Source organism: Haloferax sulfurifontis (genome assembly GCF_014635105.1).
GTDB lineage: Archaea > Halobacteriota > Halobacteria > Halobacteriales > Haloferacaceae > Haloferax > Haloferax denitrificans.
In genome coordinates this window covers 463,641-476,652 of sequence record NZ_BMCI01000003.1, presented here as the reverse complement: position 1 = coordinate 476,652, position 13,012 = coordinate 463,641, and the positions used below count along the sequence as shown (strand labels likewise).

The window sequence follows — 13,012 nt, the reverse complement described above, 5'->3', positions numbered from 1 at the left end:
CGATTGCTCCGCTGACGGTCGCGGCGGCCGAAAGGTTTTGTTCGCCGGGGGCGCGAGGGCACACCAGATGTACCGATTCGGTCACTGGGGCGTCTCGCTCCTCGTGTTCGCCCCGCTCGGCTTCGCGCTCGTGCAGGCCGGCCGCCCGGAACTCGCCTTCGCCGCCGGCGCGGCGATGTGCTGGCTGGCGATGCTCCCCGACTACGACATGCGCGTCCCCGGCATCTCCCACCGCGGGCCGACCCACACCGTCCTCTTCGCCGCCCTCGTCGGCGGCGTCGGCGGCGGCGGCGCGTACCTCCTCGCCAGCAACGCGGGCCAACCCGAGACCGTGGCGACGACGCTCGGCGCGTTCGGCTTCGCCGTGGGCGCGCTCACCGTCCTCGCACATCTCCTGGCCGACGTGCTCACGCCGGCCGGCATCCGCCCCCTCTGGCCGCTTTCGTCCCGGAAGTTCACGCTCTCGCTTTGGACCGCGGACAACACCGTCGCCAACTACGGCCTGTTCGCCGTCGGCGTGTTCGCGGTGGCCGCGTCGGCGTACCTCTCGGTCGCGCTCTGAGCCCCGGAACTCGGGACGGCGAGCGCCTCTCGAACCTGAGGAATCGTTAAGGTCTGTCCGGGAGAGCGGAGACGCATGGACGACGACGCCATGCGCCGCTTCCCCGTTCCCGACCGCGACGACCTCCCCGAAGACCTCCGCGAGCGCATCGACGACGAGACCGAGCGCGCCGGCTTCACCCCGAACGTCTTCGCCGCGTTCGCGTACAAGCCCTCGCACTTCCGGCCGTTTTTCGAGTACCACGACGCCCTCGTCGAGGACACCGACCTCGAACGCCACGAGGTGGAGATGATAATCGTGGCCGTCTCCGGCGTCAACCACTGTTACTACTGCAACGTCGCCCACGGCGCGCTGGTCCGCATCTACGCGAAAGACCCGCTCCTCGCGGACCAGCTGGTCGCCAACTACCGCACCGCCGACATCCCCGAGAAACACAAGACGATGCTCGACGTGGCGGTCAAACTCACCGAATCCCCCGTCGAGGTCGGCGAGGACGACCTCCAGCGACTCCGCGACGCCGGCTTCTCCGAGGAGGCGGTCTGGGACATCGGCGCGGTCACGGCCTTCTTCAACCTCAGCAACCGCATGGCGATGTTCGCCGATATGCGGCCGAACGAGGAATTCCACACACTCGGCCGCCAACCGCGCGACGACTGACTCTCGGGAGCAGAACCAATACCACGGTCATTGGTGTCAATTGCCGGAATCCTTATGCCACCGACCGGCGAGGTTCGACACGCAATGGCGAAAGGTAAGGTTGCATTCTTCAAGTCCTCCGGGGGCTACGGCTTCATCGAGACCGACGACCACGACGACGACGTGTTCTTCCACATGGAGGACATCGAGGGTCCCGACCTCGAAGAGGGTCAGGAAGTGGAGTTCGACATCGAGGAGGCCGACAAAGGTCCGCGGGCGACGAACGTCACCCGACTCTGAGGCCGGCGCGTTCCGCCCGACGACGACTCGACAGCGAATCAGAGTTCTGCATTTTCAGCCCGTCAGCCGCGGCGCTCGCGCGTCGGCGGCCGCCAACTTCGGACGGCCGGTCGTCGCCCGCCTCAGAGCGTCCCCGCCCGCCCCATCCGCCGAATCTCGTCGGCCCGCGTCCGGATGGCCTCCCACTCCTCGTCGTCCTTGCGGTCGACGTGGGAGTACATGAGCCCCATCCGGCCCGTTCCGCGGAGGCGCTGTTCGTTCTCCTTCAGGAAGTCCCAGTACAGCGCGTTGAACGGGCAGGCGTCCTCGCCGGTCGTCTTCGACACCGCGTAGGGACACGACGAGCAGTAGTCGGACATCTCGTTGACGTAGTTGCCCGACGAGGCGTAGGGCTTCGACGAGAGCACGTCGGTGGCGAACGACCCCATCGCGACCACGTTCGGCGTCGTCACCCAGTGGAACGCGTCGACGAAGCCGAGGTGGAACCAGCGGTCGAGTTCCGCCGGGTCGACGCCGTAGACGAGCGCGAAGTTCGAAAGCACCATCAGGCGCTCGATGTGATGGGCGTAGCCGCGGTCCCGAACGTGGCCCACGGCCTCCGAGAGACAGCGCATGTCCGTCTCGCCGGTCCAGTACGCCGCCGGGAGCGATTCGGTCTGGTCGAGTTGGTTCGCCTCGGCCAGTTCGGGCATCGACCGCCGGTAGACGTGCCGCACGAACTCCCGCCAGCCGAGGACCTGCCGGACGAACCCCTCGACGCTGTTGAGCGGGGCGTCGCCCGCCTCGTAGGCATCTTCGACGGCCTCGACCGCCTCGCGCGGGTGAAGCAGACCGAGGTTGATGGCCGCCGAGAGCAGGGAGTGACAGAGCGCCCACTCGCCGTCGACCATCGCGTCCTGATACGGGCCGAACTCGGGGAGGCGGACCTCGACGAAGTGCGCCAGCGCCTGTCTCGCCTCTTCGCGCGTCACCGGCCAGACGAACGGCTCGGGCGACCCCCACGCGTCGGGGTAGCGCTCGCGGACGAACGCGATGACCTCGCGCGTCGTCTCGTCCGGGTCGAACCGCGGTGCCTCCGGCGGCGTCCACCCCTCCGGTGGCGTCTCTCGGTTCTGGTCGTCGTAGTTCCACTCGCCGCCGACGGGGTCGTCGCCGTCCATCAGGACGCCCGTCTCCCGGCGGGCGTGCCGGTACCACTGTTCCTGTCGGTAGCTGTCGGCGTCGCCGGCCCAGTCGTCGAAGCCGGCGGGCGTCGTGAGAAACAGGTCGTTCTCGACGAGCGTGAGCGACCCGCCGCGGGCGGAAACGAGCTCCCGAAGCCGCTCGCCCGCCCCGTGGCTCGGCGGGTCGAGCACGACGAGGTCGTCGCCGGGCGCGGCGTCGAAGTAGCGGTCGAGGCCCTCGCCGAACGTCTCGACTTGGAGGTAGGTCACCTCGTAGCCGCGCTCGCGGAGGTCGTCGCGGAAGTGCCGCATCGCCGAGAAGACGAGCGCGAGCTTCTGGGGGTGGTACGGCAGTCGATCGCCGAAGGCGTACGCCTCTATCATCAGCACGCGGTCGTCGGACTGGAGCGGCGCGGCCGACGGGTCGAGTTGGTCGCCGAGGACCCAGACGGTCATAGGCGTCCCTTCGGCGGTGGAGAAAAGAGCGTGTCGGCCAGTCGAGGGATCAGCGACGCGACCCCGGCTGGGGGTCGACGTGGGCGGGCGCGAGCAGGTCGTCTATCGGCTGGTCGTCGAGCCACGACAGCAGGCGAACGAGCTGGTCGGTCGCGGCCTCGAACAGCTCCTCGCCGGCCTCGGGCGACGCGTCGGTCTGGTCGCCGAAGACGCCGTTTCCGGAGTTCTCGACGGCGTCGTAGAACGTCCGCGCACCGTGCTCGCGGAGGTGGTCGTCGCTCAGGTCCGGGACGCCGCCGTCGCGGGCGGATTCGAGTTCGCCCTCGCGGACGAGGTCGCGGGCGATGTGCATAATCATCGAGGTCTCCTTCGGCCCGCCGTGGGGGCCGGGGTGGTCGAACAGGTCGGTCACGAGGTCCGGAATCGACTCGTCCCACATCCACTCGATGGCGTACATGGTGCCGTCGTCGCGGAGGCGGCGGCCGACCTCCCGGAGGTGCTGGACGTTGCCGCCGTGGGCGTTGACGAACACGACCCGGTCGACGCCGTGGTACGCGAGGTTGCGCGTCATCGACTCCACGTAGTCGCGGAACTGCGGCGGGTCGACCCACATCGTCCCGTGGAACTGGCGGTGGTGGGGGCTGACGCCGACGTTGACGGTCGGCGTGCAGAGGAAGCCGGTCCGGTCGGCCGCCTCGCGGGCCAACGCCTCCGCGATGAGGTGGTCGGTTGCGAGCGGGAGGTGCGGGCCGTGCTGTTCCGTCGAGCCGAGGGGGACGACCGCGAGCGACGACTCGGCCACGTAGTCGCCGAGTTCGGGCCACGTCTGGTCCGCGATGTACATGGGCGTCACCAGGCGACGACGCCTAAAGAAAGGTGCCAAAGGGGAAATGGACTCCCGGAGCGCGCCGGCTCAGTCCCGCTCTTGGGACCGCAGTTCGATGCGCCGAATCTTCCCCGAGGAGGTCTTCGGCAGTTCCGCGACGAACTCGATTTCGCGCGGGTACTTGTACGGGGCCGTCTGCTCTTTCATGAACGCCTGTAACTCCTCGACGAGGTCGTCGGAGCCCTCGTAGCCGTCGATGAGGACGACGAACGCCTTGACGATACTGCCGCGCTCCTCGTGGGGGCTGGCGACCGCGGCGGCCTCGGCGACCGCCTCGTGGGAGACCAGCGCGTCTTCGACCTCGAAGGGGCCGATGCGGTAGCCCGCCGAGATGATGATGTCGTCGGCGCGGCCCTCGAAGAAGAAGTAGCCGTCCTCGTCGCGGGAGGCGAGGTCGCCGGTGCGGTAGTAGTCGCCCGAGAACGTCTTCTCGTCGAGGTTCGGCTTCTCGTAGTAGCCGTCGAAGATGCCGGGACAGCCGACCGGGACGGCGATTTCGCCGATTTCGTCGACGCCGACCACCTCCTCGTTCTCGTCGATGATGGTCGTGCCGAGGCCGGGCGTCGGCTTGCCCATACTGCCGGGCTTCACGTCGATGCCGGGGTAGTTCGTGAGGAGCGCGACCGTCTCGGTCTGGCCGTAGCCGTCTCGCGGGATGACGCCGAACGCCTCGCGGAACGCCTCTATCGGCTCGCGGTTGAGCGGTTCGCCCGCCGACAGCGCCTCGGTCAGTTGCAGGTCGTACGAGCCGAGGTCGCGCTGGGCGAACATCCGGTACTGGGTCGGGACGGCGCAGAGGCGGGTGACGCCCTCTTCTTCCATGATGTCGAGGAACGTGTCGGGTTCGAAGTCGCCGCGGTAGACGAACTGGGTCGCGCCGGTCGTCAGGCCGACGCCGACGGGGCTCCAGAACCACTTGGCCCAGCCGGTGCCGGTCGTCGCCCAGAGCAGTTCCTCCGAAAGGTCGTCGTCGGCCGTGACGCCCCACCAGTAGGGGGCGTTGACGAGTTCGAAACACCGCATCCAGCGGTGGCGGTGGCGGACCGGCTTGGGCTGGCCGGTCGTCCCCGACGTGTAGTTGATGGACATCGGGTCTTCGGCCCGGAGGTCGGGGCCGTCGTGTTCGGCGGACGCGTCGGCGACGAGGTCGGAAAAGGAGGTCCAGCCGTCGGCGTCGTCGGCGTCGCCGCCGAGGACGACGAAGTTCGAAAGCGGCGTCTCGTCGCGCACCTCGTCGACCATGCCGACGAGCGACTCGTGGACGACGGCGGTCGTCGCCTTACAGTCGTTCGCGCGGAACGCGATGTCCTTGGGCTTGAGCATCGAGGAACTGGGGACGAGAAGCGCGCCGCGTTTGAGCGCGCCGAGTTGGACGGCGAACACGTCGGGGTCGCGGGGGAGGAGGTGGATGACCCGGTCGCCCTTCCCGACGCCCATGGATTCGAGCGCGTTGGCGAAGCGGTTCATGTCGTCGCGGAGGTCGCCGTAGGTCCGCTCCTCGCGGCCGCCGTCGGCGTCGCGGAACTTCAGGGCGACGCGGTCGCCGAAGGCGTCGGCGTGCGATTCGATGACCGCGGGGATGTTGTACCCCTCGGGGATGTCCCACTCGAACGATTCCGACTCGGCCGCGTAGTCGACTGCCATGGCTCGACAGACAGAACAGACCATAATAATTGTTCGTCCGGGTTGTGCGAGGGAGCCGCGCCGTCAGGCCATCGGCGAGCCCTCTTGTGGGCCCTCGTCCGGCGCGCTCACGCTCTCGTCGCCGTCGTCGCCGGACTCCCCGCGGAGCGCCAGCGCGAACGCGCCGAGTCCGACGAGGAGGACGACGAATTCGAGGACGCCCCCGAGCGGGACGAAATCGAGGACGGCCAGCACGAACAGGCCGGCGAACAGCGCGACCCAGCGGTTGTCGTAGTCGGCGAGCGACAGGAGCCACGTCCCGAGGACGAGCGCGCCGTAGATGCCCGCGACCCAGAGGACGAGCAGGAAGCCGACCCCGCCGGCCAGCGAGAGCGGGATGCCCACGATGGTCAAAAGCAGGAGCAGGAGGACGATGGGCACCGCGACGATGGCGAGCAGGCCGACGCCGCCGCTCCGCACGGCCTTCTTCGTTCCGAGACCCGTCACGCGGCGGGCGAAGTCGGGGGCGACGAGGACGATAATCGCGCCGACGACGAAGTTAGCGAGGAGCCAGTAGCCCGAGACCACCCAACCGGGGATGACCGGGCCTTCGAACTGGCCGACCTGGAACGGCGTCCCGGCGACGACGGGCGCGGCGACCGCGAGGTCGTCGACCTGTCGCACGCCGCCGTCGACGACGGCCGCGGCGTCGACGGTCGCGGTCGCGGCGTCGTATTCGAGCGACCCGCCGACCCGAGCGGTCGGGCCGACCGCGAGCTCTTCGGCCCCGACGCGGACGTTTCCGTCGACCGCGCCGTCGAGTCGGACGGTGCCGCCGGCGGCGTCTAACGACCCGTCGATGACGGCGGTGTCGCGGACGAACACCGCGCCGCCAGCGAGGCTCACGTCGCCGTTGACGGTGCCTTCGAGGGTCGCGGAGCCCGCGACTGCGTCGAGGTTCCCGTTGATGACGCCCGTCTCCGTCACGAGGACGGTCCCGGCCGTCGCGGACACGTCGCCGGTTACCGTCCCGGCGACGACGACCGTGCCGCCGACCGCGTCGAGGTCGCCGTCGAAGGTCTCGCCTTCGTCGACGACGACGGCACCGCCGGCTGACGGTCCCTGTTGTGCGGCCGCGACGCCCGCGAGCGACCCCACCACGAGGAGGCTCACGAGGAGCGCGACCAGTTGTTTCGCTGTGAACATCGGAATCACCGAGGCTACGCCTCGGATTAATGATACGACTCCGGAGAGCATAAACCGAGACAGACGGTTTCAGACGCCGGGAAACGGCCTGTTCGCCTGACTGTCAGCAATCGCCGCTCGGGCGCGCGGACGCGCTCCGGCTGTCGGCCCGGTTCCCCACCGAAGCTACCGCTTGGTCCACCTTTTTGCCGACTCGCGGAGATGTTCGAGCATGGAGTACACGACGCTCGGAGACACCGGCATGGAGGTCTCCCGAATCTGTCTCGGCTGTATGAGCTTCGGCACGCCGGAGTGGCGCGAGTGGGTCTTAGACGAGGAGGCGGGGCTCGAACTGGTCGACCGCGCCATCGAACTCGGTATCAACTTCTTCGACACGGCGAACATGTACTCGAACGGCGAGTCCGAGCGCGTCCTCGGGAAGGCGCTTGAGGGCCGCCGCGACGAGGCGGTCGTCGCCTCGAAGGTCTACTTCCAGATGGACGACGAGGACCCGAACTCCGGCGGTCTCTCGCGGAAGGCCATCGAGCAGGAACTCGACAACTCGCTTTCCCGCCTCGGGATGGACAGCCTCGACCTGCTCCAGATTCACCGCTACGATTACGACACGCCCATCGAGACGACGATGCGCGCGCTCGACGACGCGGTTCGGCGCGGCAAGACGCGCTACGTCGGCGCGTCGTCGATGTGGGCCCACCAGTTCGCGGAGGCGCAGTACACCGCCGACTCGCTCGGACTCGACCGCTTCGCCACGATGCAGAACCACTACAACCTGCTGTACCGCGAGGAGGAACGCGAGATGCTCCCGCTCTGCGAGAAGCAGGGCGTCGGCGTCATGCCGTGGTCGCCGCTCGCCCGCGGCTATCTCACCCGCCCCCACGAGGAGTTCGAGGCGACGACCCGCGGTCGGACCGACGAACACGCCAAGGGCCACCCGTACTTCGAGGGCGGCGGCCGCGAGGTGAACGAGCGCGTCGAGGAACTCGCCGACGAGAAGGGCGTCAAGATGGCGCAACTCGCCCTTTCGTGGGTTCTCCACAAGGACTGGGTGGACGCGCCCATCGTCGGCACGAGCAGTATCGAACACCTCGAAGACGCGGTCGAGGCGCTCGACATCAAGCTCTCGGACTCCGACATCGACTACCTCGAAGAACCCTACCAGCCGGTCCGCGTCTCCGGCCACGACTAAGGCTAAGGGAAACAGCCTTCAGCGCCCGTCGAGAGAGTCGGTTGTGTACGGGACACTCGCTCGAATCGCCCGCGACGAGCCGGAGACGGCGATTCTCGGCGTCGAGTCGCTCCTCGCGGCCGGCGTCCTCCTCGGCGTCGCGCTGACGCTCGTCTCGCCGCTCGCGTCGGCGCTCCCGCTCGCCCACGTCGGCTTCACGCTCGCGGCCGCGGCGACGCTCCTTCTCACGGTCGTCTCGCTTTGGCCGCGTCGCGGCGAATCGCCCTCCTCCTCACCGGCCGCGGCGGCCTGCGAATCGAGACGTTCTGGCGGCTCCTCGAACTGATGCTCGCGTTCCTCGTCGCCGGTATCGTCGCCTTCGCGGTTCAACTCGGCGAGTTCGCGGCGGCCGTCCCCGACCCGCGGGGCGGCGGCGTCTTCGTCGGTCTGTTCTTGGCGTTCGTCCTCGCGGGCGTCGGCCTCGCCGTCGTCGTCTGCCTCCGCGGGATGTGGCTCGTCGTGAACGCCGAGCTTCAGTCGGCGCTCGACGGCGTCTGAGCCGCGTCGATACCGTCGAGCCGCTTCACCGCCCGGAGCGCGACGACGGCGATGGCGACCTCGGCGAAGCCGACGACGAGGAACGACGGGAGGTAGCCGACCGCGTCGGCGACGACGCCCCCGATGAGGAAGCCGGCGAGGAAGCCGAGGCTCCCGAAGACGTTGAAGCCGCCGAGGGCCGCCCCGCGCTCGCCCGAGTCGGCGAGGTCGGTCACGAGCGCCATCGTCGCGGGGGCGACGAGCGCGCCGAAGACGCCGACGACGACCATGAGGGCGGCCGCGAGTTCGAAGGCCGGAGCGACGCCGACGGCGACAATTGCGACGCCGTAGAGCATCGACCCCGCGACGACGGGGACGAACCGGCCGACGCGGTCCGAAAGCGATCCCAGCGGGTACTGCAAGAGCGCGAAGGGGACGAAAAAGAGCGCGAGCACTCCACCCGCAACAGCGGCGCCCACGCCGAACGCCTCGCGGAAGTAGTACACGCCGACGAGGGCGAAGAAGCCGGCGGTCATGCGGTCGATGAAGCCGAAGGCGTACGGGACTGCGAACGCCGGGCGGGCGGCCAGTTTCTTGAGGACGACGCCGACGCCGACGCGGGTCGAGTCGGGCGTCCGGTCGGTGACGGTCGTGACGAGCAGGGCGACGGCGGTGAGCGACGCGGCGGACGCGTACAGCGGCGCGAGCGGGTCGATAGTGGTGAGTTGGCCGCCGACGACCGAGCCGAGCGCCGCGCCGAGGCCGATGGCGATACCCGCCGCGCCCATGTTCCGGCCGTTGCCCCCCGAGAGGTCCGCGAGCATCGTAATCGACAGCGAGAACGCGCCGATGGTCATCGCGCCGCCGACGAGGCGAACCGCGAGGACCGCGCCGAACGTGGCGTCGAGCCACGGGAGCGTGGCGAGCGCGAGGAGCGCGACGTAGCTGGCCGCGCCGCCGAGCGCGCCCGCGACGATGAGCCGCGTCCGCCGGCCGAGCGCGTCCGAGAGCGCGCCCCAGACGCTGGAGAAGGCGACGAACGAGGCGAACTCGGCGACGAGAAACAGCATCCCGGCAGAGAGGTCGTACTCCCCCCGCCCGCCGCCGAGGGCGGTCACGAGGTCGGAGACGCCGGGATAGAGGAGCACCTGCGAGACGAGGACGCCCCAGACGGCGAGCGCGAGCGTCGCGCGTTCGCGGCGCGTCGAGTCCATACGGGTTCGGTCGGTCCCGACGAAAATAGCCCTGTCCTTGTTCGATTCGGTTGCCGTTACCCGAGGCGGACGGGGTCGAAGTCGAGGAAAGCCGTCTCGTAGCCCTCGTGGCGAGCGACCTGCGGCGGCACGTCAACCGCGAGGTCGACGGTCGCGTCGCCGCCGGCGAGCCCCGGCACCGACACGCCGTAGTGGAACCCGAGGTCGGCGTCGAGGCCGGGTTCGAGGCGGCCATCGAAGCGGGTCGAGCCGCCGGACGCGACGGTCGCGGTGAGGCCCAGCCGCGGGACGAGAAGGCGGTTATAGGGCGTCAGCGGGAAGACGGCGAGGTACGGGTCGTCGCTGAAGCGGTCGGCGTCGAGGGCGGTGCCGACGAGTCGGAGGCCCCCAGTCGCCGCGGCCCCCAGCGCCGTCCCCGGAAGCGTCGCGGGGCCGAGGCCGAGGGAGAGACCGTCCATCTCCATCGGCCTGACCGCGCCGGGGTCGCCCTGCTGGTCGTCGAACGTCGTGTACGGGATGTCGTCGCGGTCACCGGAACTGTACTCGAAGTCGAGCGTCGCGCTCGCGGGGGAATCGAACCGGCCGGCGAGGTCGCCGAAGGGGCGCAGGGAGGGCGCGCCCACGTCCACCGTCACCTCGTAGGTGCCGTCGCCGTCGAGGCCGAAGTTCGAGCCGTAGTGGAAGCCCATCTGCTGGGAGAGCATCGCGTAGACGACCTCCTCGCTCACGAGGTCCCCGTCGCGGGCGATTTCGATAGAGAGGCCGGTGTCGGGGACGACGACGCCCGTCTCGGGGTCCCAGACGGACGCCATGAGATGCACGTCGTCGCCGGCCTCGACCGAGATTTTCGACGTGCCGAAGCCGTCGCCCTCGTCGGCCATCACCCAGAATCGGTGGGGGTAGCTGTAGAAGACGCCCACGCGGAGGTCGCCGGCGTCGGCGCTTCCGACCATGCCCATCCCCTCGGTGTGGGTCGGGACGTACACCTCGTCGGGACGGTTCGAGACGACCGGCGGCTCGTTCGACGTGTAGAGCCGGCCGAGCTCGGCGAGACAGCCGGAGAGCCCGGCGGCTCCGACGGTCCCGCTCGCCGCGAGGAATCGACGCCGACTCGTCATGCCTCCCGGAGCGCAGTGAGGTCGTCGATGAGCGCCTGTTCGTCCGGCTGGTTGCCGCGGTAGGTCCGCTCGACGTAGCCGTCGCCGTTGACGAGCGAGACGAGACCGAGGTGGGTGAACATGTAGTTGCCCTCGTCGTTCGGCTCGTTCTTCTGGAAGAAGACGCCGAACTGGTCTTCGACGACGGACTTCGCCTCGGCCTCGTCGGCGGGCCGGAGGAAGTGCCAGTTACCCGCGTCCATGTCGACGTTCATCTGGTCGGCCTCCGCGCGGAAGGCGTCGGCGTCGTCGCGGGCGGGGTCGAACGTGATGGGGTAGAACGACACGCCGTCGGCGTAGCCCTCGGAAATCGAGTGAATCTGGACCTCGCGGAGCGCGCTGATGAGGACCGGACAGACGGTCATGCAGTTGGTGAAAAAGTACGTGTGGAAGTGCGGCCCGTCGATGTCGCGGACCGACACCTCGCTCCCCGCGATGGGGTCCGAAAGCGTCACGTCGGGGACCCGCTGGCCCCACGCCGGATACGGGAGGTCCTCGCTGGACACGTCGTTCTCGCGGTCTGGCTTCGACAGCGACACGTTCGGGTTGGCGTCGCCGCCACCGAGACAGCCCGCCAGCCCGACGGCCGCGCCCGCCCCGGCGGCGCGGAGATACGTTCGTCGTTTCATTGCTCCTCGCTAGAGCTCCGGTACTGAAATGCCGTTTGGTGTGCCTTTCGAACGCCAGCGCGCGTGTTCTCGTCTCGCACGACCGTGGATGAAAGCTTCGACGCACACACCAGAACGGACTTCCCCGCGAGGTGCCTAGCCGGGCGTATGTTCGACGGGCCTCCGTCCCGCCGGGAGTTCCTGAAGGCCGCGGTCGCCGCCGGCGGCGCGGCGGCGCTGTCCGCCTGCCTCGACAGGGCACCGGACGCCCCCGTCCCGGCGGGGACCGACGCGTTCGAGACGCTCCCGAGCCGACAGCACGCATGGAACGAGTTCTGCCGTGAGGACGACCACGGCAACGCCGAGATGCCCAGACATCAGGTGCTCCTCTACCTCGACCTCGACGGCGAGGGCCCGCCCGACGAGGCCGACCGCGAGACCGTCGAGCGCGCCTTCCGCGTCCTCGACCGCGCCTACGAGCGGAGCCACGAGGGCGTCGTCTGGTCGGCCGCCTACTCCCCGCGGTATTTCGACCGCTTCGACGACCCGCTTCCCGACAGCGTGGACCTGCCCGAACCGCGGGCGCTGTCGCCGTTCGAGACGCCCGAGTTCGACCGGCAGGACGCGCTGGTCCACCTCGCGTCGGACCGCGCCGACGCGGTTCTCGAAGCGGAACAAGCCCTCCTCGGCGAGGCGGACGAGGCCAACGGCGTCGCCGTCGACGCCGACCTCTCGGGCGTCTTCTCGGTCGCCTCCCGGCGAACGGGGTTCGTCGGGGCCGGCCTGCCCGCCGAGCACCAGTCCGACCTGAACGGCATCCCCGACGGGAACCCCGTCCCCGAGGAATCGCCGCTTTTCATGGGGTTCAAAGCGGGCTTCGCCGGGAATCAGGCCACCGAGGAGTACGTCACCATCGACGAGGGGCCGTTCGCGGGCGCGACCACGAAGCACGTGGCGAACATCCGCCAGCGCCTCTCGGACTGGTACGACGAGGAAGACCGCTACCACCGGGTCATGAAGCTGTTTTCGCCCGCGCACGCCGAGCAGGACCTCGTCGACGGCGTCGGCGACAACCTCGGCGACGACAGCGGTATCGACGCGATGCTGGACGGCCTCCGCGACGACGCCTTCGAGTTCGGCCACGTCGGCCACGCCCAGAAGGCCGCCCGCGCCAACCGCGACGAGGAGGGGAACGTCAGACTCCTCCGCAGGCACTTCGAGTCGGCCGACGACGGCGTGGCGAGCCTGCACTTCCCGTCGCTCCAGCGCGGTATCTCGGCGTTCGAGGAGGTCCGCGAGGCGATGAACGGCACCGACCTGACCGACGTGCCGACCGTCCGCCAGCGCGTCAACAACGGGATTTTAGAGTACATCTTCGTCAAGCGCCGCGGCAACTTCCTCGTGCCGCCGCGGGAGATTCGCGCGTTGCCGACGCCGACGGGCGAAGCGCCGGGACTGGACGGCTGAATCGAGCGCCTCCCGTTACGTCTCTGGTCGGC

The 13,012-nt window shown here is 69.3% G+C and carries 12 protein-coding genes and 1 pseudogene; 6 read left to right on the top strand and 7 right to left on the bottom strand.

Translation table 11 applies throughout. From position 1 onward, the window contains the following. Positions 1–67 precede the first annotated feature (67 nt). From IEV64_RS10765 to IEV64_RS10755, 3 genes are all read left to right on the top strand, one after another. On the top strand, positions 68–562 hold the full coding sequence (locus tag IEV64_RS10765) for a metal-dependent hydrolase (protein ID WP_007273531.1): 495 nt from the start codon (positions 68–70) through the stop codon (positions 560–562). 75 nt (positions 563–637) lie between these two features. Then, positions 638–1,219, top strand: coding sequence for a peroxidase-related enzyme (locus IEV64_RS10760; protein ID WP_007273532.1), 582 nt, complete (start codon positions 638–640; stop codon positions 1,217–1,219). A gap of 84 nt (positions 1,220–1,303) precedes the next feature. After that, the gene (locus tag IEV64_RS10755) at positions 1,304–1,498 is read left to right on the top strand and encodes a cold-shock protein (RefSeq protein WP_004043709.1); all 195 of its coding nucleotides are present in this window, start codon (positions 1,304–1,306) and stop codon (positions 1,496–1,498) included. 122 nt (positions 1,499–1,620) lie between these two features. Here IEV64_RS10755 and IEV64_RS10750 read toward each other — a convergent pair whose 3' ends face one another. The 4 genes from IEV64_RS10750 to IEV64_RS10735 all read right to left on the bottom strand — a co-directional run bounded on the left by IEV64_RS10750 (position 1,621) and on the right by IEV64_RS10735 (position 6,832). Further along, entirely contained in the window at positions 1,621–3,117 is a 1,497-nt protein-coding gene (locus IEV64_RS10750; protein ID WP_188423854.1) for a cryptochrome/photolyase family protein, read from the bottom strand. Positions 3,118–3,166: 49 nt separating this feature from the next. Beyond that, positions 3,167–3,961 carry a creatininase family protein gene (locus tag IEV64_RS10745; RefSeq protein ID WP_007273534.1) on the bottom strand — a complete coding sequence of 265 codons (795 nt, stop codon included), beginning with the start codon at positions 3,959–3,961 and terminating at the stop codon, positions 3,167–3,169. 69 nt (positions 3,962–4,030) lie between these two features. Further along, complete coding sequence (locus IEV64_RS10740) at positions 4,031–5,647, bottom strand: acetate--CoA ligase (RefSeq protein WP_007273535.1); 1,617 nt, start codon at positions 5,645–5,647, stop codon at positions 4,031–4,033. 63 nt (positions 5,648–5,710) lie between these two features. Then, positions 5,711–6,832, bottom strand: a complete 1,122-nt coding sequence (locus IEV64_RS10735) for a bactofilin family protein (protein ID WP_007273536.1) — start codon at positions 6,830–6,832, stop codon at positions 5,711–5,713. Positions 6,833–7,043: 211 nt separating this feature from the next. Between IEV64_RS10735 and IEV64_RS10730 the strand changes: the two genes are divergently transcribed. Together IEV64_RS10730 and IEV64_RS10725 are read left to right on the top strand one after the other, a co-directional pair. Continuing rightward, positions 7,044–8,018, top strand: a complete 975-nt coding sequence (locus IEV64_RS10730; RefSeq protein WP_188423853.1) for an aldo/keto reductase — start codon at positions 7,044–7,046, stop codon at positions 8,016–8,018. 43 nt (positions 8,019–8,061) lie between these two features. Continuing rightward, positions 8,062–8,555 (top strand): annotated as a pseudogene (locus IEV64_RS10725) (hypothetical protein). On the opposite strand, the gene IEV64_RS10720 reads toward IEV64_RS10725, so the two are convergent. The 3 genes from IEV64_RS10720 to IEV64_RS10710 are packed head-to-tail and all read right to left on the bottom strand — an operon-like array spanning position 8,531 to position 11,534. Further along, the gene (locus IEV64_RS10720) at positions 8,531–9,748 is read right to left on the bottom strand and encodes an MFS transporter (RefSeq protein WP_188423852.1); all 1,218 of its coding nucleotides are present in this window, start codon (positions 9,746–9,748) and stop codon (positions 8,531–8,533) included. The pseudogene IEV64_RS10725 and the gene IEV64_RS10720 sit on opposite strands and share 25 nt — an antisense overlap. Before the next feature lie 56 nt (positions 9,749–9,804). Beyond that, the gene (locus tag IEV64_RS10715) at positions 9,805–10,866 is read right to left on the bottom strand and encodes an iron transporter (RefSeq protein ID WP_188423851.1); all 1,062 of its coding nucleotides are present in this window, start codon (positions 10,864–10,866) and stop codon (positions 9,805–9,807) included. Beyond that, positions 10,863–11,534 (bottom strand): SCO family protein, encoded by a 672-nt coding sequence (locus tag IEV64_RS10710; RefSeq protein ID WP_007273540.1) that lies wholly within the window; start codon positions 11,532–11,534, stop codon positions 10,863–10,865. The genes IEV64_RS10715 and IEV64_RS10710 overlap by 4 nt, the downstream gene beginning before the upstream one ends. Positions 11,535–11,681: 147 nt before the next feature. Here IEV64_RS10710 and IEV64_RS10705 point away from each other — a divergent pair, with 147 nt between their 5' ends. Next, on the top strand, positions 11,682–12,980 hold the full coding sequence (locus IEV64_RS10705; protein WP_007273541.1) for a DUF7405 family protein: 1,299 nt from the start codon (positions 11,682–11,684) through the stop codon (positions 12,978–12,980). Positions 12,981–13,012 lie beyond the last annotated feature (32 nt).